The following is a 22,078-nucleotide window of genomic DNA, read 5'->3' on the forward strand; positions in this document are numbered from 1 at the left end:
ACTACTTTTTTCGTAGTTTGCGACACCGCCTTTTTTAAGATTCATAAAGCATTTAGAAAACATTTCTCCCGGAAAAAATCTCCTGCATCTCATGTTTGATTCTTTGTTTGACCCTTCTTCTTTTGCTGGAGGATATCTCTTCTTTTTCAGCTCCGAACAGATAATGATCAAGATCAAACTCTCTTAAAAGCATCTTGGTGTGAAAAATATTATCCTGATAGACATTAACATCGATCAGCTGATATCGGTTTCTGGTTTCTTCCGAAATAAAATTCTGAATGGAATTAATCTTATGATCAATAAAATATTTTCTACCGTTAACATCCCGTGTAAAGCCCCGGACACGGTAATCGATAATCGCAATATCCGGTTCAAAGCTTGTAATCAAGTAGTTTAAAGCCTTTAGCGGCGAAATCTGGCCGCAGGTGGAGACGTCAATATCGGCCCGGAACGTACTAATCCCCTTGTCAGGGTGGTTTTCCGGATACGTATGCACTGTAATATGACTTTTATCCAGATGACCGACCAATGACTGCGAATCAGGACCCGGGGCTTCGTTTTCAAGAATTTCCATCGGTTCACGGACCATAATCTGATTTTCAGCGACCAGCATGGTGACACTGGCACCCTGAGGATCGTAATCCTGATTGGCGATATTCAGAATATTGGCTTCAATGATCTCAGCGACAGAAGTCAGAATTTTAACCAGCCTGTCGGCATTGTATTCTTCATCAATGTACTCAATGTATTTCTTATGTTGATCCTGCGATAAAGCATAGCAGATATCATAGAAATTAAAACTCAACGTTTTCGTCAGGTTGTTAAAACCATATAATTTTAATTTTTTATTGATAGGTTTTATATTCATTTTCTTGCACCTATACCAAATATTATTTTTAAGCCTTTTTCTCTCAAGTAACTACTTTATTATACATATTTTTTAGCTTTTTCTATAGACAGTTCGAATATTTTTTGAACAAAAATTTTTAAACAAATCCTTTTAAAAACAAGATGAAAATGGTGATAATATTCTTTGTAAGATTAACAAGATATAGGTTATAATTTATTAAGAAAAAACAAAGTTTGTGAGTTGAAAAAAATGCGCATAGGCTTCTTTGACTCCGGGGTCGGTGGAATCACCGTACTGCATGAAGCGATAAAGCAGCTGCCCCGGGAGGATTTTATTTATTACGCGGATATTGATCATGTGCCTTATGGGACCAAAAGCAAGGAAGAAGTCCTGAAACTGGTTTTGGATGCTGTTGATTTCATGGCTGCTGAAGGGATAAAAGTTCTGGTAGTCGCCTGCAATACGGCGACGAGTATTGCCATCAATGAGCTTCGCCAAAGATATGATTTTCCAATCCTTGGCATGGAACCGGCAGTAAAACCAGCTGTCGAGAATAATGGTTGCAAGAGAATACTGGTCATGGCCACCCCGCTCACACTTCGCGAAGAAAAGTATCAAAATCTGGTCACCAGACTGGATCAGGACCATCTTGTAGATGGCAAAGCATTTCCGGAGCTTGTTGAATATGCTGAAAATTTTTATTTTGACAAAGATGAAATCCTGAAATACCTGAATCGCAAACTTGGCATTCATAATTTGACCGAGTATGGTACTGTCGTTTTAGGATGCACACACTTTCCATATTTTAAGCGGATTCTGCAGGAACTGTTTCCTGCTGATACGCACATTATTGATGGAAGTACCGGAACCGTCAATTATCTGAAAAAAATCCTGACTGAAAGAAAACTTTTTGCTGAGGACGGTCATGGTCAGGTCACTTTCTATTCTTCAGGCCGAAAAGAGCTGCCGGAATCCCGTTATGCCCGGTATCTCCTGCTGCTGGATCAAAATCAATAAAGCCGCTAAGACGGCTTTATTTTTTTGGCAAATATTTCATTACTTCCAAATCTTCTATGGTTATTAATCCTTCGTTCACGACCTCGTCCAAAAAAAGCAGAAAGTCCTGCAGATATTCGGCGCTGTCTATCACTTCAATAACAATCGGAAGGTCATTGGAAAGGTCCAGTATTCTTGACGTTTTTATTCTCGTATTGGCGCCGAATCCTTCAATTCCCCTAAAGACAGTCGCACCAGCCAGGCCCAGCTCTTTGGCCTTTAAGACAATTGTGTGATAAAGGGATACTCCTTTATATTTACTGGCTTCTCCAATATAGATACGGATTCTTCTAGCCTGACCAGATATTTTTACCATCGAGATCCCTTCCTTTATTTTATTAATAGCTGAGTCAGGCTCATTCCAAGCCAGACGGCAATCAGTCCGACGAGCATGCTTCCCAGACCGTTCAGCACAGCTACAATAATCTCTCCGCTCTTAATAAGATTCAGGGTTTCAAGGCTCAGCGTAGAAAAGGTTGTAAACGCACCCAGAAAACCCACAGATATAAATAAACGGGTATTCGGGCTGGTCACCAGATTTTCGACTCCTAGTACATAGACAATACCCAGAGCAAAACACCCCAGCATATTGACGACGAAGGTCCCCCAGGGAAAAGTATAAAAATATTTTTGATAAATCCAGGTGGAAAGCACATAGCGGGCAATAGCTCCAAGTGCACCGCCTAAACCAATCACCAGATAGACGGAATAACTCAAAGGAAGATCAGCCTCCTGCAAAGTTAAATACTCCCTGAAAAAAGAGTTATTTAAGTATATCATTTCATTCCGGCATATTTCAATAAAAGCTCAGGATAAAAAGCTCAATACTTGAATACTTGAATACTTGAATAGGAAGATACGAATTGACATTTTGAGCAATAAACGTTATATTAATAATATGAATTCGATAATCATTATCAAAATTGTCATAACAATTTGAACAAAATATAAAATTGTTAAAATTCATAAGGAGACTGCAATGGACGCTACCTTCCTTACAATGGACAAGATACCCGTAAACTCGAATGCCAGAATTGTCAATATACACATGGATGCTGTATTAAGAAAAAAACTGACAGATATGGGCCTGGTCAAAGGGACAGAATTTAAAGTTGACGGCCAAGCTCCGTTGGGGGACCCTATGAAGATTAATCTGAGAGGATATCATCTGGCTATCCGTAAAAGCGACGCCAGGAAAATTCAGGTTGAGAAGATTTGAAACAGATAATAGCAATCTGCCTCCCTACTTTTGGCCATTAAATGATAATCATAATCACTATCATATATAGTCTTTGATTATGAATGATAAGCACCGCAAATGATACCTTGTTAAAACAGGAATAGACAGCAATAAATATTGAAACAAATATTGTACGAAATGCTTAATCGCAAGAGTTTCAGGGGAAGGATAACAGATGGAAAAGAATTTTACGATAGCTCTCGTTGGAAACCCAAACTGCGGGAAAACAAGCATTTTTAATGCGTTGACAGGCGCGAGGCAGCATGTTGGCAATTGGCCGGGAGTAACCGTTGAGAAAAAAGAAGGTACGGTCAGTTTCAACGGGAATGAGATCAGCGTAATTGACTTACCCGGGGCGTATAGTCTTTCCGCCAGTTCGGAAGATGAAATGGTTGCGGTAAACTATATTTTGCAGGAAAAACCCGATGTTGTTGTGAACGTGATTGACTCAGCAAATCTGGAGAGGAATCTTTATTTCACGTTACAGCTGATTGAGATGGATACAAATGTAATCATTGCTTTAAATATGACAGATGAAGCAGTGAAAAAGAATATTTTCATCAATACAGCGAAACTTAGAGATGCTCTTGGCGTATCGGTTGTCACTACAGTGGCAACGAAGAACAAAGGGATTTGGGAGCTGCTAGAGACTTCAGCGGCAATGAAAGTAAAACCAGGCCGGCCCGTCCAGCCAGACTATTGGCAAACGATGAACCGGGAATCTGGAGCTTTGGCTGAGGCCCTGGTCGAAGAAGGTATTGCTGGTAAAGAATCGGCGAACTTGGTGGCTGTCAGGCTGCTGGAGGATGAGGCTTTTGCTCAAACGCAAATAGCAGGTTGTCCTACCCTGGAAAAACTGGCTGACAAGGAAAAAGACAGAATAACCAGCCGTTTTGGTCTTGAACCCGGAATCTATCTGGCAGACCAGCGTTATATCTTTATCGGCCAAATCATTAAGGATTGTGTCCGTAGGGAAACGCCTCCGCAAAGAGATCTGACAGAAATGATTGACAGGGTCGTGACAAATAAATGGATCGGGATTCCTTTGTTCTTTGTAATCATGTTTTTGCTGTATCAGATCACAATGGGTCTCGGCAATAATGTTCTTGGGGGCTATGTGGACAGCGCCTTCGGGATCCTGGGGCGGTATGTTTCCGGCTTGCTGGTAAACGCTCCGGTCCTGGCCAAGTCCTTTGTCAGCGATGCCCTGATCGGCGGGGTGGGTTCTGTACTCGTATTTATCCCGATGATGTTTACCATGTATTTCTTGATTTCTTTTCTCGAAGACAGCGGTTATATGGCCAGGGCAGCCTATGTTATGGACCGGCTGATGAATGCTGTCGGGCTGCACGGAAAAACGGCCGTTGCAATGATTGTCGGCAGCGGCTGCAATGTGGCCGGAATCATGTCCACCCGAACCTTGGACAGCCGGAAAGACCGCATGATCGGCATTTTAATCAGTCCGTTTATTTCCTGCAGTGCCAGGCTTCCAGTCTATGCGCTGTTTGCCGGGGCATTCTTCAGGGGCAAAACGATCGGCATCATACCGTTGGCAGGATTGGTCATTTTTTCACTGTACCTTTTAGGGATCATGGTTGCTGTTGCCGCGGGGAAAATCCTGAGTGAAACACTGTTCAAACAGGAAAAATCCTACTTTGTTATGGAACTTCCGCCTTATCGTCTGCCAACGCTGAAGAGCCTGATACAGCACATGTGGGAAAAAACGGAGTCGTTTGTCAGAAAAGCAGGGACTGTGATCCTCGGGATCGTCGTTCTGATCTGGATACTTTCTGTTTTCCCAGTCGGCGTTGAACCAGGCAGTACCGAAAGTCTCCTTGGAAAATTAGGCGCAGTCATCGCACCTGTATTATCCCCGGCTGGTTTTGGCAGCTGGCAGGCTTCTGTAGCACTTCTTGTCGGGATTGGTGCCAAGGAAGCAATCATTGCGACGTTCGGGTTGGTTTACGGGACAGGCGAAGGAATGCTCGGAACAGTCTTAGCACAGCATTTTACGCCGCTCTCCGCCTATGCCTTTATGGTAATGACCCTACTTTATTCACCCTGTGCAGCGACAATCGGAATAATTAAAAAGGAGACTAATTCTGTTAAATGGACACTGTTTTCTGTTCTCTACTCACTGATCATTGGCTGGATCGCGGCGGTGCTGATCTTTCAGCTCGGTTCGTTGTTCATCTGAAGAATAGGCAGGAGGTATTGCGATGCTGATCAATTTGTTAACAGAAATTGCCGATAAACAAGCAAACTCCTTTTCTTCGCTGGCAAAAAAATTAGACCTCGATCCAGAGATGATTAAACAAATGCTGAATGACCTGCAACGACTTGGATACCTGACTGCGGATAATGTAGCCTGCGTCAATGAACCATGTAAGGGGTGCGGGGGCTGCTGCAGCAAAGGAAACGGAGAAGCGGGAGCAATCTTGTGGACGCTCACGGCAAAGGGGAGAGTACTTTTGGAAAGTTTAAAAAATACTGCCAACAGTATAAAACAATTAACAGTATCTTCTAGATTTAAAGTTACGCTTGTTTAAGAGTTCACCCTAGCAGTTGGAAATATGAAAAAACCATTCATCTACTATTATCTGTTATTTATTGCTGTCGAGATTCATCATGCCGTTAATGTCGACCACTTCCATTCCTGACGGCAGGTCGAAAGTCCCAGCGGGTACGGCACCTGTTCCAATTTGCAGGTTTTTGAATTCCATAGTGGTCATCTCGCCCCCTGCCTCATATTGGGCCTTCACAACAATGCCGTACTCGGTGCTGATCCATTCCTTGACAGTTGATCCTTCGCTGGTGAAAGTAAGAACTTTGCACTCCATGCCGTTGACCGTTTCAGTCCCGCCTATTGTATACTTAGATTCAACGAGACCACTGACATAATCAACAGGGGTGGTGGTGTCCGGACCGTTATATTCACTTAACGTCATTTTTATGGCGCTGTTCTGACCCGAGGTATAAGTAATAAACTCCTTCTTGGACTTATCAAAAATAAATGTCATCTTTGGGCCGTTAAAGGTGCCCTCCATTTTCATTTTCTGATCCTTGAGCCAGACTTTGCTTTCCGAAGATGCTCCGCCGCCAACAATCACATAATCATAGGCCATTTCTTTGACCAGCTGTCCTTTTCCGATCAGACCGGATACAATTTCATTATCATCAGGTAAAGTTTGTGTTTCTGTTTCTGTCGGAGCCGAGGTTGCTTCATTTTGGGCAGCTGATTCTTCTTTCCCGCCGCAGCCGGATAAAGCCCCAACGCAAAGAAGCAGCAAAATGAGCAAAAGCGCAAGATACCGTCGCGTCAATCTCATGATATTTTCCTCCTATACCTTCTTTTGTATTCGGATAATGGAATTTAAAGATTTAATCATTCCATAAGAATGATGGCAAACTCTATTAGCGGATAAATCTTCAAAAATGATATTTTGTTAAACCATATTTCGTTATATTATTTTTCGTGATGACTCGTAAAAAGTCCTTTATATACGTATCATTTTATTCCAGAAATTAGAACACCATCCTGAATACTGGAATATTTTTTTTGTTTCAGTGATGAAAAGTCAGAGGAACAAGTATTTGAAGGAACAAGTATTTGAATGTTAGATTTTTTTCCATTCCATGGTATAATATGATGGTCGATTTTTGATTCGACCAAAGCACAGCCATATGAAATGATTGGGAGGGTTGGTAATGATGAATAACAATGTTGAAACTAGGGAGTTTCAGACAGAAATCACCCAGCTGCTGGATATTGTTATTAATTCTCTCTATACGGAGCGAGAGATCTTCTTAAGAGAATTAATATCCAATGCAGCTGACGCTACGGAGAAACTGCGCTACTGCAGGCTCACCGAAAATGAGATAAGCGGATCCGAACAGCCGCTGGAAATTTCCATCGAAACGGATGAAGAAAAGCACACGCTTACCATTACCGATAATGGGATCGGAATGACCAAAGAAGAACTAATTGAAAATCTGGGTACGATCGCCCATTCAGGATCCAAGGAATTTATCAGACAGCTGACAGAGGTCAGAAAGGCCGGATCCGGAAGCAATACCGATTTAAGCCTGATTGGACAGTTCGGCGTCGGATTTTATTCGGCGTTTATGGTTGCGGAGAAAGTAACACTTTATACTCGCTCTTTCAGACCGGACTCTGAAAGCTGGATCTGGTCTTCAAACGGAGCAGGAAGCTATTTAATAGAACAGGGTGACCAAAGCAATTATGGGACCAGGATCGTTCTCCAGTTAAAAGAAAATGCCTATAATTTCAGCAAAGCTGACGAAATCAACAGGATTATCAAACAGTATTCGAGTTTTGTCCCTTATCCCGTGAAAGTCAACAGTGAAAAAGTCAATACCGTCGAAGCAATATGGACGAAAAACGCATCCGAAATCAGTGAGCAGGAATATACGGAATTCTATAAATATATTGACAATGCTTTTGACGAGCCATTCTACAGAATGCACTTTTCCTCCGATGCACCGCTTTCCATTAAAGCACTGCTGTTTGTGCCCGGAGAAAATTATGAGCGGTTCGGCTTCAGCAAAATGGAGAGAGGCGTTAACCTATTCTGCAAAAAAGTCCTGATTCAGGAAAAATCCGAAGCCATCGTGCCGGAGTGGATGCGGTTTGTACGTGGCGTCATTGACAGTGATGACCTTCCCCTGAACATTTCCAGGGAGACCCTTCAGGACAATGCGCTTGTCGCCAAACTGAACAAGGTAGTCACCGGCAGATTCCTAAAGTATCTCGAAGAGCAAGCCAAAGATGATCCGGCCAAATACAATCAATTTTGGGAAAAATTCAGCAGGTTCATTAAAGAAGGAGCAGCTTCGGACTATGCCCACAAGGACGCACTGGTCAGGCTCCTGCGCTTTGAATCCAACATGACGGCTGAAGGTGAGCTGATTTCACTGGAAGGCTACGTTGGAAGAATGAGAGAGGAACAAAAAGCGATCTATTATGTCAGCGGTTCCAACCGTAAAGTCATCGAATCCGGGCCGTATCTTGAGATCTTTAAGGACAAGGGCATTGAAGTGCTTTATACGTATGAACCGATTGATGACTACATCTTAAGCGGGCTTCCAGAGTTCAAAGAGAAGAAGATTGTTGCGGCCGAACAGGACAGTCAGGATCTGCCGGATTTAGATGCTGAGCAGCCCAGTAATGCCGAAAGTGATATTCCCGAGGATGAAGTGAGGGCCTTATTGGATTGGTTCAAAGAAACTCTTGGGGACAGGGTAACCGAGGTGCGTGCTTCCAAACGTCTCGTGGACAGTCCCGCTGTTGTGCTCAGCTCATACGGAACGCATAGCATGCAGAAAATGATGCAAATCATGAATAAGGATATGGAAGGTATCCCAGCGGGGATTTTGGAGATTAACAGCCAGCATCCGGTCATTCAGGGAATCAATGAGCTGCGCAAGTCGGGCGACACATTTGCTGCGGCAGCGGCGGAACAGATTCTGGAAAACTCCCAGATTGCCGCCGGACTGATCATCGATCCCAGGAGTATGGTCAGCAGACTCTACAATATCCTGGAAAGAGCGGTTGTTAAGAAATAATATCGGAGTGATTATTATTACCATTCTACTCTACGGGTTGATAGCAGGTCTGGTTACCGGGCTTGGCGCTGTCATCTCTATCTCGATAAAAAATATCACGAACAAGATACTTTCAATATCGCTCGGATTTGCGTCAGGAATCATGATCGGGATATCTGCCTTAAGTCTGATTCCGACCAGCCTGGACATGAGCAACAGTATCATTTGTATTGCCGGTTTTGCAGCCGGGGCTCTGTTCTTGTTTCTGGTGGATATTTCAATGCCGCACATTCACAAGGTTGAAGCGGATTTGAGTAACTATGCCAAGATGGGGTATTTTATCGCGCTCGGAATTACACTGCATAATCTTCCCGAAGGGATCGCGATCGGCGCGACCAGCGAAGTATCGTATCACATGGGTATCATGACAGCCTTAACAATCGGTCTTCATAATATTGCTGAAGGTCTTTGTGTGGCGATGCCGCTGTGTCTCGCCAACGTCCGTAAATCGAGGGTCGTCCTGATCACGACCATGACCGGTATGTCAACGCTGCTCGGTACCGGGCTGGGAATGATTCTTGGCCTGATCTCTCCGCTTATCATCGCTTTCTTTCTGGCGTTTGCGGCCGGAGCAATGATCTATATCAGCAGTGACGAACTGATTCCGAAAAGCCACCATTCCCACAGTGAATATGCCAATGTCGGCATCATGCTCGGCTTCATTCTGGCATTAATCCTGTCATAGAATTATCTGTGGCATCAATTACTTTGTGTCATCAAGCTATCGTTTTTCACGAGAACCAGCGGGAAAAAAATCGTAAAGGACGTTCCTTCTCCAGGGGTGCTTTCGACCCGTATTTCTCCTCCGCGAAGGTACACCAGTTCCGATACGATTGCCAGGCCGAGTCCCGATCCTTGGCCTTTTCCATGGGAACGGGAACGGTCTCCCTGGAAAAATCTTTCAAAAATATGAGGAACGTCTTCAGCCGGGATTCCTTCACCGTTATCCTTGACGGATAGAATAAAACGGGAATTCTCTGCTTTGGCGAGGATATCAATCGTTCCGCCGGAAAGTGTATGTTGAATAGCGTTATTAACAAGATTGTACAGAATTTGTTTCAGTTCATCAGGTTTTAATGGAAGCACTTGCGACGTATCCAGGACTTCCGAGACGAAATCGTCAATTGTCCGGAAATCCTGGCCGTTGAATCTGAAAGTACGGTCTTTAAGCAGCGGGGCCAAAAGCGGCATAAGTTCAGGAAGAACATCGTGCAGTCCGGAATTGAGCTCTTCGGAATGATCGCTGTTTATTTCTTCTTGGGCAATCCGATTTAAGGTCAGAAGACCTTCGGTAAGCCTGATCAGTCTTTCTGTCTCGATCAGCATAGTCTGATGGGCAGCATCTAAAGTTTCTTTATCTGGCATACCCGTCCGCTGAAGTATTTCCAGGAAGCCTCTGATCGAGGTCAGCGGAGTCCTGAGTTCATGAGAAGCATCGGCAATAAACCGGGCCATTCGGTTTTTAGCCGATCTTTCCGTATTTAGAGCATTTTCCATCTGTCCGAGCATATGGTTTAAAGCTTCCCGAAGCTGCTGAATTTCCGAAGCGGTTTTATTCATATACGGAAGGCGCAGGTCATAGCGGCCGGCGGCAATCTTGCGGGCCGTATAGGAAATGTTCAGAAGCGGTTCCAATGGTTTCTGCAAAACCAGCGCCGTAAAAAATGTACTGAGCAGAATAATGATGATCGCGTTAAAAGTATACCCTCTGAGATTTCGGCTCAAGATCAGGTCCTGCTCAGCCAGCGGCTGACCGATCAAAGCATAGCCCGCATAGGGCTGAATATCGTTGTTTTGTTCCAGGGGGAGACTGTTTACCGAAAGCTGGTTCGTTACGACCGGGGCCACCATCAGCATATACTGCTGTTCATCGGTATCCTCAAAAATAAAACATCCGCCGGATCTCGCCTTCTCAGCAAGATCAAACTGCAGTTGGCTGCGGCTGAGATTAGGGACCGTGCTGTTCGCTTTGCCGTAGCTGTAAACAATCGATTTAAGTTGATGGTCGCTGGTATAAAACGCCACAAAATTTCCCGGGCGGAGTTCGGAGAATCTTCCCGGAGGAAACTCACTGCTCGAAAGCCAGCTCCCCATACTGTTCCGTATGGCGTAATAGTCTGAAAGCAGGTTCTGCTCCACGCTCTGATACAGGGAATTTTTCAAGGAAGTATACTGAATAGCCCCAATTAACGTAAAAAAAATGATATGGCACACCCAGAAACGCAGCAGGAGCTGCCCTACAAGGGATTGCCGCCAAATATTTAATTTTTCCAGAGGATGAATTTTCATGATGATCTCCCTAATGTGATCAACATTCAATGCGTCATGATATTCCTGTGTAAAATGCTTGATATTTGATATCTCGTGCAGACTGCCGGTTACTGCTGCTCCGTCTGCAGGTGGTAACCGAGGCCCCTGACGGTTTTAATAATTGTATGGTCCAGATCCCCAAGTTTCTCTCGAAGATAGCGGATATATACCTCGACGATATTGTCCTCTCCTTCAAAATCGTAACCCCAGATGTGAATCAGGATTTGTTCTTTACTCAACGTTTGGTTGCTGTTCCATAATAGATAGGACAGCAGTTTATATTCAGTAGGAGAAAGCTGCAGAGGCTGATCATCGAGCAGGATTGACTTTTTCAGTTCATCGATCGTAAACCGGCCAATGGTTCTTTTGCCGGATAGATCCGGGAAACGGTTACGCAGCTGAACCTCGATCCGGGCCAGCAGCTCGTCAAAGTGAAAAGGTTTAACCAGATAGTCATGGGCTCCGAGGCGCAGTCCTTTGACAATGTCTTTGGATGTATCCTTGGCAGTCAGCATAATCATGGAAGCACCGGATATTTCCGGGATGGATTCACATAGTTCATATCCGTCCATGACCGGCATCATAATGTCAAGGATGATGACATGAGGTTCAAAGACAGGGATTATTTCCAGTGCCTTTTTTCCATTGTCCGCTGTTCCGATATCGTAACCCTCCTGCTTCAGCCCCAGGCTGAGCATCTGGCGGATTGAAGCGTCGTCATCCACGACAAGTATTCTGAATTTATTGGCCATTCGTTTATTCCTCCTGTGTCTTTAAAATACACGATTATTCTGAAAGGAAACTGAATACAGTCATATTTGTCTGAATATCGCCATATATTACTATTTTAACGGTTTGAGCAATTTTAACAAGAATTTTCTGCAGCTCAGAATATCCGGATATGCTGCTACGAAGCTTAGAATATACAAAAATGACTGCTCAGGAAATACGCAGGAAATACGAAATGTATAGATTGGACGAATCGTATAATCATGGTAAAATAATATGATAAACCCAAGGGAAGCTTGGAGGAAAAGTTTGCAAAGAAGTGGTGAGACCATGAAACAACAGATTTTTAATGAATTGCTTACGAGAAAAATTCTGATTCTGGACGGAGCAATGGGGACCATGCTTCAGCAGAAGAATCTGTCTGCTGAAGATTTTGGAGGGCCTGAGCAGGAAGGCTGCAACGAAATCCTGACGCTCACCCGTCCTCATATCGTGCGTGATATTCATGAGGCCTATCTGAAAGCCGGTGCGGATATCATTGAAACCAATACCTTCGGAGGTACAAATATTGTCCTTGGGGAATATCATCTCAGGGACAGGGATATGGAAATCAACGAGGCTGCGGCACGGCTGGCCCGCGAAGCGGCCGACAAATGGTCCACAGCGGAAAAACCGCGGTTTGTAGCTGGATCCATGGGTCCGACGACCAAGATGCTGGCCTTTGGAGGCGGTATTGCTTTTACGGACCTCGAAGAGGCTTATTACCGCCAAACTCTTGGCCTTATTAAGGGAGGCGTCGATCTGTTGATCGTCGAAACCTGTCAGGATACACTGAATATCAAGGCGGCAGGACTCGGGATCCAGCGTGCCTTTGCTGAACTTGGGCGGAAAGTGCCGCTGGTCGTTTCCGTGACGATTGAACCCTCGGGTACGATGCTCGCAGGGCAGAATATTGAAGCCTTATATATTTCGATACAGCACCTGAAGCCTGCTGCCGTCGGTATGAACTGTGGCACCGGCGCAGAACTGATGAACGATCACCTCAGAACCCTGGAGGGAATTGCCGCTTGTGCCGTGAGCTGTTACCCGAACGCTGGGCTACCGGATGAAGAAGGCGGTTATCGGGAAACTCCGGAAGAGTTTGCCGGAAAGATGGCCGCTTACGCAGCCAAAGGCTGGCTGAACATCGCCGGCGGCTGCTGCGGGACGACGGACCGCCATATCGAAGCGCTGGCTGCAGCCCTGGCCAAGTATGCTCCAAGACGGACAATGGCAGCGGAACGGAGCAGCATCACCGGGCTTGAACCGGTCTGGCCCGAAGAAGACAACCGCCCGCTTCTGGTCGGCGAGCGGACCAATGTGATCGGTTCCCGCAAATTTAAGGAACTGATCGCCGGTGAATATTATGAAGAAGGTTCCGAGATTGCCCGAAACCAGGTCAAGAAGGGTGCTCAGATCATAGATGTCTGTGTGGCTAATCCAGACCGGGACGAACTGGAGGATATGGTCAGTTTTCTACCCCATGTTGTTAATAAAGTCAAAGTGCCGCTGATGCTGGATACGACCGATCCTGCGGTTTTGGAAGCTGGACTCCGGCTGATTCAGGGCAAAGCAATTATCAATTCGATCAACCTTGAAAATGGACGGGAACGCTTCGATGATGTTGTTCCGCTGATCCGAAAGTTCGGGGCTGCAGTCGTGGTCGGATTAATCGATGAACAGGGTATGGCCCTGACCCGGGAGCGCAAGCTCGAAGTGGCCGGACGCTCTTACGATCTGCTGGTGTATGAATATGGTCTTTCGGCTGCCGATATTATCTTTGATCCGCTGACATTCCCGGTAGGGACCGGGGATGCTAAGTATCTCGGTTCCGCAGTTGAGACCATTGAAGGCCTGCGCCTGATTAAGGCCAAATATCCGGAATGCAAGACGATTCTTGGGATCAGCAATGTCTCCTTCGGTCTGCCTGCGGCAGGCCGGGAAGTGCTGAATGCCGTATTCGTCTATCTGAATACCGTAGCCGGGCTGGACTACGCGATTGTTAATTCCGAAAAACTGGAACGTTATGCGACGATTCCGCATGAAGAGAAAAAACTGGCCGAAGACCTGCTCTTAAATACGAATGACCAGACCTTAAAAGCCTTTACCGATTTTTACAGAGAGAAAAAGGTCACGGAACAAAAACAGACGTCCAGGCTTTCCGTTGAGGAACGGCTGGCAGGAACGATTGTTGAAGGCTCCAAGGAGGGCCTGGAAAACGATCTGTACGAGGCCCTGACGAAATACCGGCCGCTCGAAATTATTAACGGCCCGTTGATGAAGGGGATGGAGGAAGTCGGCAGCCTCTTTAACAGGAACCAACTGATCGTGGCTGAAGTTCTGCAGAGTGCCGAAGTCATGAAGGCAGCGGTGACCATCCTAGAGGCCTATATGGAAAAAGCCGAAGATGCGGTCAAAGGGAAGATACTGCTCGCGACGGTCAAGGGCGATGTCCATGATATCGGTAAGAATCTTGTGGAAATCATCCTGTCCAATAACGGTTATAAGGTGATTAACCTTGGCGTCAAAGTCAGTTCTGAACAGCTGATTGAAGCGGCTAGGAAAGAGGCCCCTGATGCGATCGGGTTATCCGGACTTCTGGTCAAATCAGTTCAGCAAATGCTGCTGACGGCCCAGGACCTGCAGGCAGCCGGGATCAATACCCCGCTGATTCTCGGAGGCGCGGCTCTGTCCCGAAAATATACCGAAGAAAAGATCGCTCCGCAATACGGCGGACCGGTCCTGTATGCGCGCGACGCTATGGATGGCCTGAATCTCCTGAATGGTCTAAAAAGAAAACCGGCTAATGATTCCGGAAGCTATAACGTAGCTAAAAATAATGATCAGGCCGGTAATGTTGGTACGATTTCCGGTAACATCCCAGACAGTATCTCCGGCAGTATTTCTGACAACCACATCGAAAATAAGTTTTCGCCGGTCAGCTTTGACGGACCTGCCTGCCGCCCGCAGCATACAGCACGGGAGGTCCTTCTGGATTATCCGCTGGCGGAGATTATCCCGAACTTGGATCTGCCTTTTATCCTGAGGCGTTATCTCGGTGTCAAAAACAAATTGCGCCACTCTTCCCAGGAAGAAATCAAGGCAGCGGAAAGTCTCCTGCTGGATTCCGCAGATGTTTCCCAAGATAAATCAGCCAAAATCCAGATATTTGTTCAGGATTTCCTGGAAGAGATCCAAGAACACAAGCTGATTACGGTCAATGGGGTATTCGCGTTTTATCCGGCCTGTGCGAACGGCAATACGGTCGCTATTATGGATTCAAATATTGTCCTTGAAGAACTCAGTTTCCCGCGTCAGCAAAAAGATAATGGCCTTTGTCTGGCTGACTATGTCCGCCCCCGGAACAAGCATGTTGGACAGGAGCAGGCGTATGATTATCTTGGAATGTTCGCGCTGACCACGGGCCTGGGGATTAAAGAAAAGGCCGAGAATTACCGGGACAAGGGTGAATACCTGAAGTCTTTTCTTCTTCAGGTTCTGGCCCTGGAGCTGGCTGAAGCATTTGCTGACATCATGCATGAAAAAATGCGTAAAATCTGGGGGATTGACAACGGCATCCGGGTTTCTCCGGGCTACCCGATCTACCCTGCACTGGAAGAACAGGCTAAGCTATTCAGACTGCTGAAACCGGAGGAGATTGGAATAACGCTGACAGAGAATTTCATGATGGACCCCGAAGCGTCTGTTAGCGCTGTTGTTTTTTCTCATCCCGAAGCTAAAATATTTAATATTAACCGTTGATCTCTGCAATAAACGCCATGAAATCCCGTCTCGAGACTGAGGCGGGATTTCGAATTTTTCAAAAACCATAGTTTTGCCTTCTTCTGCTAAATAGACTTGAAGCATAATTCTGATTTTGATCAAATAGTTCATAAGAATTTTGGACAGTTGGATTTTGAACAACAGGCTGGACGAAGGTACTCGGTGCTTCCTGGTTAGGAGAAGGAACTATCGGCCCGGGGACTATTTGGTTCTGCGGACGGATTCCAGTCGGGAAGGACTGAAGATTTTTACCAAAGCTAAACAAGCCTCTCCGTGTTTTTTGACGCTTTCTGTTTTGCTTTTCAATCTTTTTTTCTGCTTTGGTTTGTTTTCTCCCGCGTACACCTGCTTTAGATTCTATTCCTGTTTCTGTTCTTTTTGTCCTTTTTATACCTTTACTTGTATTAATAACTGTACCTGGACCGGTGCTTATTCCAGTATCGGTACCATTTCCTGATCCTGAACTTGGTCCAAGTCCTGATCCTGCTTCTGTCACCATTGTCTTTATTCCTGTGCCACTGTTTGCCTGGGGATTTCCGGGCAAGAGGAATGAAGGGGGATTTCCTTTAAAAATGACTTTATTAATAAGCGGATAGCCGACCCGGTTCAATAAAAAGGTACCGGTTTTACGGGCCATAGGAATACCTATTCTTTTAGCAAGTGGAAGTCCGACTTTCCTGGCAATGGGCATGCCAATTTTTTCAGCAACGAGGGGACCAACTTTACCGGCGATGTATGGCTGAAGTTCCCTCAGTACAATCGGTGCAACTTTTTGCAGAAGATAGGAGGGTTGACCAATACTCATGGGGATTCCTCCTTATGGTTATAATGGAATATATTTACAATAAAAGGATATGTTTTTTTGACGGAAGTGTGTTTGTCTTGATTTATTTATTTTGCAATGATTTGGGACTTAAGTAATGTTTTGCATGAAATCTTCAAGAACTAAAATCGCAAGCAAAACGTAAAATAATCCATATAGAAGGCCTTAGATGCATAAAAACGCCAATAAAAGGCGATTGCTTACTATATATAGTGTTGATAAAATAAGGAATATACAAGATATAGGAAGGATGAGGGTATTGCGCTGTCCTTTTTGCCAGAGTGACGACACGAAGGTGCTGGATTCCAGACAAATTGAGGAAGGTACTGCTATCCGACGCAGACGGGAATGCGATGTCTGCACAAAGCGTTTTACGACGTATGAGCGCTACGAGGATTTTCAGCTGATTGTCGTGAAAAAGGATGGCAGAAGAGAGCCCTTTTCCCGTCACAAACTATTGTCCGGATTGAACAAGGCCTGTGAAAAGCGCCCCGTGTCCACTGAGCAGCTGGAAACAATGGTCACTGATATTGAAAGAGAAATGCGTGATATCAACGACCGTGAAGTGCCGAGCGAATTGATCGGTGAGGCCGTCATGAAAAAACTGTTTGCAGCAGATGAAATTGCGTATATTCGCTTTGCTTCTGTTTACAGGCAGTTCAAGGATATTCAGAAGTTTATGGAAGAGTTGAACGGACTGGTAAAGCGTCGCAAATAAAACAGTCCCCCAATTGAGATCCTTGCGATAAAGACAGGATATCCATGCAAATAAATATATATGGGAGCAGGAGGACTAAGCCATGTACGTTGTGAAAAGGGATGGAAGAAGAGAAATTTTTAATCAGGAGAAGATTCGCAAGGCGGTAGAAAAGGCTTTTATCGCTACCGAAACCCCCAATGTCACCAACTGGGCGAAGATCGTTACCGACAGGGTATTCTCGGAATTGGAAGCTGCTTACAGTAAGAATGAAGGCTTCCAAATCGAGCAGATTCAGGATAAAGTTGAAGATGTCCTGATGCAGACAGGAAATACCAATGTCGCCAGAGCATATATAAGATACCGCTTCCAGCATGAAATCATTCGAAATCAGGAAAGCGCCAAAAACGATAACAATCAATTATTCTCTGATTACCTGGGGCTGGGAACCTGGGAAATCAAAGAGAATTCCAATATGGGATTTTCGGTTCAGGGGCTTAACCGGTTTGTAACCAGCAAAGCGACTAATGCTTTCTGGCAGTCCCTGCTTCCGTCTGAAGTCGGCAAAGCGCACGATTCCGGTGCTTTGCATAATCATGACATGGGAGATCTTGCTCCATATTGCGTCGGCTGGGATCTCAAAGACCTGCTTCTGGTAGGTTTTAGGGGAGCGGAAGGTAAAACGACCTCCAGACCGGCCAAACACTTTCGTTCCGCACTCGGACAGATCGTTAATTTTGTATATACCTTACAGGGAGAAGCTGCCGGTGCTCAGGCACTCTCCAGCTTTGATACCTATCTTGCTCCGTTCGTCAGAGTGGATAACCTTGATTATAAACAAGTCAAACAGGGGATTCAGGAATTTATTTTCAATGTCAATGTCCCGACCAGGGTAGGTTTCCAGTCTCCATTCTTTAATATTACGCTCGATGTGCGGGCGGCCGAATCAGCCATCAAAGATGAGCCCGCTGTCGTTGACGGCAAATTCCTGGATACGCCGTACCGGGAATATCAAGCTGAGATGGATATCATCAATATGGCGTTCTGCGAGGTCATGCTCGAAGGTGATGCTGACGGCAATATTTTTAGCTTCCCGATCCCGACGTACAACATCACGAAGGGCTTTGACTGGAACAGTGAAGTTTCGAGAGCGATCTTCAAAATGACCGATAAATACGGAATCCCGTATTTTGCGAATTTTATCAATTCCGATATGAATCCGGAGGACGCCAGAAGCATGTGCTGCCGTCTGCGTCTGGACAACAGGGAACTCAGAAAACGCGGAGGTGGCCTGTTCGGAGCCAATCCGCTCACAGGAAGCATAGGGGTTGTAACCCTGAACCTGCCGTTGTACGGCTATCTGGCTAAAGGCAACTGGGACCAGTTCATCACGCTGATTGATAACCACATGAACATCGCCCGGTCTTCGCTGCAGACCAAACGCAAAACGCTGGAGATCCTGACGGACAATGGCTTGTACCCGTATACCAAATTTTATCTGAGGGATATCAAGAAACGTTTCGGCAAGTACTGGACGAACCACTTCTCGACGATCGGTCTGGTCGGCATGAATGAAGCGATCCGTAATTTTACTTCGGACGCCGATGACATCACCACTGTTTTCGGACAGAATTTTGCCAAGGAAACATTGAACTATATGAGAGACCGCATCCAGGAATTCCAGGAGCAAGACGGAGACCTCTATAACCTTGAGGCAACGCCCGCGGAAGGTACGAGCTACCGTCTGGCCAAAATCAACAAAAAGCATTATCCCGATATCATTACGGCCGGTGACAATGAACCCTATTACACGAACTCCACCCACCTGCCTGTGGGCTATACTAGCGACCTGTTCCGCGCCGTGGAGCTTCAGGATGACCTGCAGACGCTTTATACCGGAGGGACCGTGCTTCATGGCTATCTTGCTGAAAGTCTCGATGATCTTGCCGTCGCCAAGGCTGTCGTACGCAGGGTATTTGAGAACTTCCAGCTGCCGTATTTCACGCTGACTCCGACCTTCAGCATCTGCGAAGACCACAAATATATCAAAGGTGAACATTTTAACTGCCCCGAGTGCGGCAGGGAAACCTTAGTCATGACGAGGGTCACCGGCTTCTATAGACCGATCTCCGCCATGAACCCTGGCAAACAGGAAGAGAAACAAGAAACTGTCAAATACCGTGTTACGGGCGTCACGCCAAGTCTGTTTGACGGCGTAGCAAAATAACAACCTAAGTCAATAATGCGAACTTTGCAGGAATGGCATAAAAAGGGATGGATAAAAGATTATGCTGATGGATATTGAACCTTTTTCTCTGGTAGATTATCCCGGTCATATTGTAGCAACCGTCTTTTTTGGGGGATGTAATTTCCAGTGCGGTTACTGCCAGAACCCTGCCCTGGTCGATGTGAAGGAGAAGCCGCAGACTTCTCCTTCCGCTGTCATAGAATTTATGAAGACCAGAAAAGGGCTATTGGACGGAGTATGTCTAACGGGCGGGGAACCGCTTTTATCTTCGGCCCTTGTGCCTTTGGTTAGGGAAATCAGGGAACTAGGTTTTAAGGTGAAGCTGGATACAAACGGCTGTTGCCTTGAAAAACTCCAGGAAGTTGCGCCTTGCTTAGACTATATTGCGATGGATATCAAGTGCACTCCGGAAAAATATCCGGAGCTGACCGGATGCAGGAACAGTGGCGACAAGGTATCCGAAACGATCGGATGGATCAAAAACAACGGAATCCCCTATGAATTCAGGACAACAGTGCTGCCGGTCTGGCATCCTTTTGAGGATTTAACTGCGATCCGTAAGCTTCTCGGTCAGGAGACCAGCTGGGTGCTCCAGCAATTTCGCCAGCCCCCCCAGGGAGTCCTCGATGGAAAAACCTATGAAGCATACCCGGATTCCTGGCTTAAAGAAATGGGAGAGAAGCTAAACTGCCCAGTCCGTGGCTTGAAATAAAGAATTAAAGATTAAGGATGATCCCTGTATTGAACAGAGATCATCCTTTATTTATTCTTGTCAGAAATACTTTTGAATACTACTTTTGAATATTTGTCTTGCTGCTGTAAAAAATGTTGACCATATCTCCATGGAATACTAAAATAGTAAAGAATGGTATTTTTTTGAAAAATATTCACCTTCTTGTAAGAGTGAGGAGAAAAATATTTATCAATGCCTGTAAGTATGCATCTATAGATAAAAGGGTATCCGTACACTCCTTAAGACACTCCTTTGCCACCATCTACTTGAGGTGGGCATGATTTAAGGTATATCCAGGAATTACTTGGACACAGCAGTTCAAAAACAACGGAAATATATACTCATGTTAGCATAAAAGATCTTGGTAAAATCAAAAGTCCTCTTGACAGCATTGGAGAAAGCTGGAATAACAGCTAAAGGAAATATTCCCGAACTAGGTTCGTAAATACCTCCATATTCAGATATAATACGAACCTAGTTCGGGAAAAAGACGTTATCGGAAAGATGAGGCTGAGACCGCCGCATCCATGCGGCGGATTAATTTGATGAAAAGATATGTGGTGATTATAGAAGTTAAATAGACAATGAATAATTAAGGAGGCTTTGGAGATGGAAGAGAAAATTGAAAACGCGTCTGAGACAGTTCAACCTGAAAGTGGTAACGCTTTATTGGAGTCCCAAGTAAATACTCAAGATGCACGTGATTCAAAGAAGGGTAAGAAAAAAAGGGCAAATAGAGTAATACCAACCTTATCCTACGAAGAGAGCTTAACAATTGCTAATGGAATATGGCAATATGCATCCGGTCAAAAGATCAGAAGAATAACATTATTTGATCAAATTGGAAAGTCACCTGATAGTGGTCCTAGTAGAACTTTAGTAACAACTTCTTCAAAATACGGAATTACAATAGGGGGATATCAAGCAGATTATATTGAATTATCTCCAGATGGAAATATTGCTACAAATCCTGACGAAATCCCTTCAAAGAAAGTAGAAGCAAATTTTAAATTAGCTATTGAAAGCAATGATTATTTCGCTAAATTATATAATCAATATAAGGACATGAAACTACCTGCCAAGTCCGTAATGATTGATTTTCTTAGAGATCAGGGTTTAGAAAGTGATGATTGTACAAGTTGTGTAGAGCTATTCATTATTAATGCAAAATATATTGGTTTAATCAGAGTAATAGCAGGCTCTGAAAGAATAATCTCTATTGAACAATTAATTGAAGAAATGAGTATAAACGCAAAGGAAGCTATCGTTCCCAAAAATGAAATTCTTGATAAAAAGCCAAAGATGACAATTGAATCAAAGCCATTAGCAAGTGTTACTTCAAATAATGATGGAGACAAATGGTCTAGAACTTGCTTTTATATTACCCCAATTGGACAAGAAGACTCTGAGGAGCGAAACCATTCAGATTTATTTCTTAATAGTATTGTAGAACCAGCATTAGAGGAATTTGGGTTGAATGTTGTGAGAGCTGATAAAATAAGCACTCCAGGGATGATAACATCGCAAATTATTGAACATATTGTTAACTCAAAACTGGTAATCGCTGATTTATCATTTCATAATCCCAATGTATTTTATGAGCTTTCTTTAAGACATACATTTAACTTACCAACAATACACTTAATTAGGAAATCTGACTATATACCTTTTGATTTAAACAATTTTAGAACAATTGTAATAGATACTACAAATATTTATACCTTAGTACCTCAGTTAGAAACATACCGTACATCAGTGGCCATGCAAGTAAGACAATTAATGGAAAGCCCAGACATAATGGAGAATCCAATATCTGCATATATGGAAAAGATGGGTAAAAGCACTAAGATAAAGGAAAATAAATAGAAGAAATATATTATTAAGGGTGCGACTTCCTGTCGCACTCTGTCTATGGGGGCCTCATCCATCCGATAACAGAGAAGTC

Annotated in this window: 19 protein-coding genes; 12 read left to right on the top strand and 7 right to left on the bottom strand. The window is 44.6% G+C overall.

The features are described from left to right. Positions 1-52 precede the first annotated feature (52 nt). The gene (speD, locus tag AB3489_RS02775; RefSeq protein WP_019226014.1) at positions 53-868 is read right to left on the bottom strand and encodes an adenosylmethionine decarboxylase; all 816 of its coding nucleotides are present in this window, start codon (positions 866-868) and stop codon (positions 53-55) included. Between the two features lie 231 nt (positions 869-1,099). Between speD and murI the strand changes: the two genes are divergently transcribed. Further along, entirely contained in the window at positions 1,100-1,867 is a 768-nt protein-coding gene (murI, locus tag AB3489_RS02780) for a glutamate racemase (RefSeq protein ID WP_336571217.1), read from the top strand. Between the two features lie 16 nt (positions 1,868-1,883). On the opposite strand, the gene AB3489_RS02785 is transcribed toward murI, so the two are convergent. Further along, complete coding sequence (locus AB3489_RS02785) at positions 1,884-2,222, bottom strand: DUF190 domain-containing protein (protein WP_015043783.1); 339 nt, start codon at positions 2,220-2,222, stop codon at positions 1,884-1,886. A 14-nt stretch (positions 2,223-2,236) separates the two neighbouring features. Beyond that, positions 2,237-2,644, bottom strand: coding sequence for a fluoride efflux transporter CrcB (gene crcB / locus AB3489_RS02790; RefSeq protein ID WP_368293868.1), 408 nt, complete (start codon positions 2,642-2,644; stop codon positions 2,237-2,239). Between the two features lie 241 nt (positions 2,645-2,885). Between crcB and AB3489_RS02795 the strand changes: the two genes are divergently transcribed. The 3 genes from AB3489_RS02795 to AB3489_RS02805 all read left to right on the top strand — a co-directional run bounded on the left by AB3489_RS02795 (position 2,886) and on the right by AB3489_RS02805 (position 5,695). Then, positions 2,886-3,125, top strand: coding sequence for a FeoA family protein (locus AB3489_RS02795; protein WP_015043780.1), 240 nt, complete (start codon positions 2,886-2,888; stop codon positions 3,123-3,125). Positions 3,126-3,321: 196 nt separating this feature from the next. Then, positions 3,322-5,343 carry a ferrous iron transport protein B gene (feoB, locus tag AB3489_RS02800; protein WP_368293869.1) on the top strand — a complete coding sequence of 674 codons (2,022 nt, stop codon included), beginning with the start codon at positions 3,322-3,324 and terminating at the stop codon, positions 5,341-5,343. A gap of 22 nt (positions 5,344-5,365) precedes the next feature. After that, complete coding sequence (locus AB3489_RS02805) at positions 5,366-5,695, top strand: FeoC-like transcriptional regulator (protein WP_368293870.1); 330 nt, start codon at positions 5,366-5,368, stop codon at positions 5,693-5,695. 54 nt (positions 5,696-5,749) lie between these two features. On the opposite strand, the gene AB3489_RS02810 is transcribed toward AB3489_RS02805, so the two are convergent. Continuing rightward, positions 5,750-6,475 carry an outer membrane lipoprotein carrier protein LolA gene (locus AB3489_RS02810; RefSeq protein ID WP_368293871.1) on the bottom strand — a complete coding sequence of 242 codons (726 nt, stop codon included), beginning with the start codon at positions 6,473-6,475 and terminating at the stop codon, positions 5,750-5,752. 379 nt (positions 6,476-6,854) lie between these two features. On the opposite strand from AB3489_RS02810, the gene htpG reads away from it, so the two are divergent. Continuing rightward, the gene (htpG, locus tag AB3489_RS02815) at positions 6,855-8,732 is read left to right on the top strand and encodes a molecular chaperone HtpG (protein ID WP_368293872.1); all 1,878 of its coding nucleotides are present in this window, start codon (positions 6,855-6,857) and stop codon (positions 8,730-8,732) included. Further along, complete coding sequence (locus AB3489_RS02820; RefSeq protein WP_368293873.1) at positions 8,719-9,456, top strand: ZIP family metal transporter; 738 nt, start codon at positions 8,719-8,721, stop codon at positions 9,454-9,456. Before htpG ends, AB3489_RS02820 begins: the two co-directional genes overlap by 14 nt. Before the next feature lie 14 nt (positions 9,457-9,470). Here the strand turns inward: AB3489_RS02820 and AB3489_RS02825 are convergent, their stop codons facing one another. Together AB3489_RS02825 and AB3489_RS02830 are read right to left on the bottom strand one after the other, a co-directional pair. Then, positions 9,471-11,060, bottom strand: a complete 1,590-nt coding sequence (locus AB3489_RS02825; protein ID WP_368293874.1) for a sensor histidine kinase — start codon at positions 11,058-11,060, stop codon at positions 9,471-9,473. Between the two features lie 89 nt (positions 11,061-11,149). After that, positions 11,150-11,833 (bottom strand): response regulator transcription factor, encoded by a 684-nt coding sequence (locus tag AB3489_RS02830; RefSeq protein WP_019226022.1) that lies wholly within the window; start codon positions 11,831-11,833, stop codon positions 11,150-11,152. 286 nt (positions 11,834-12,119) lie between these two features. Here AB3489_RS02830 and metH point away from each other — a divergent pair, with 286 nt between their 5' ends. Beyond that, positions 12,120-15,611 (top strand): methionine synthase, encoded by a 3,492-nt coding sequence (metH, locus tag AB3489_RS02835; RefSeq protein WP_368293875.1) that lies wholly within the window; start codon positions 12,120-12,122, stop codon positions 15,609-15,611. Positions 15,612-15,669: 58 nt separating this feature from the next. Here metH and AB3489_RS02840 read toward each other — a convergent pair whose 3' ends face one another. Beyond that, positions 15,670-16,437 (bottom strand): hypothetical protein, encoded by a 768-nt coding sequence (locus tag AB3489_RS02840; RefSeq protein WP_368293876.1) that lies wholly within the window; start codon positions 16,435-16,437, stop codon positions 15,670-15,672. 277 nt (positions 16,438-16,714) lie between these two features. Between AB3489_RS02840 and nrdR the strand changes: the two genes are divergently transcribed. The 5 genes from nrdR (at position 16,715) to AB3489_RS02865 (ending at position 21,999) form a co-directional block, all read left to right on the top strand. After that, positions 16,715-17,173, top strand: a complete 459-nt coding sequence (gene nrdR / locus AB3489_RS02845) for a transcriptional regulator NrdR (RefSeq protein ID WP_025206092.1) — start codon at positions 16,715-16,717, stop codon at positions 17,171-17,173. An 82-nt stretch (positions 17,174-17,255) separates the two neighbouring features. Continuing rightward, entirely contained in the window at positions 17,256-19,379 is a 2,124-nt protein-coding gene (locus tag AB3489_RS02850) for a ribonucleoside triphosphate reductase (protein ID WP_368293877.1), read from the top strand. A gap of 61 nt (positions 19,380-19,440) precedes the next feature. Then, positions 19,441-20,112, top strand: a complete 672-nt coding sequence (locus AB3489_RS02855; RefSeq protein ID WP_368293878.1) for an anaerobic ribonucleoside-triphosphate reductase activating protein — start codon at positions 19,441-19,443, stop codon at positions 20,110-20,112. A 312-nt stretch (positions 20,113-20,424) separates the two neighbouring features. Continuing rightward, positions 20,425-20,550, top strand: a complete 126-nt coding sequence (locus AB3489_RS02860) for a hypothetical protein (protein ID WP_368294565.1) — start codon at positions 20,425-20,427, stop codon at positions 20,548-20,550. Positions 20,551-20,742: 192 nt separating this feature from the next. Further along, positions 20,743-21,999: a hypothetical protein gene (locus AB3489_RS02865; protein ID WP_368293879.1), complete on the top strand. Its 1,257-nt coding sequence runs from the start codon at positions 20,743-20,745 to the stop codon at positions 21,997-21,999. The last annotated feature ends 79 nt before the right edge of the window (positions 22,000-22,078 follow it).

The organism is Dehalobacter sp. TBBPA1 (assembly GCF_040931655.1).
Lineage (GTDB): Bacteria > Bacillota > Desulfitobacteriia > Desulfitobacteriales > Syntrophobotulaceae > Dehalobacter > Dehalobacter restrictus.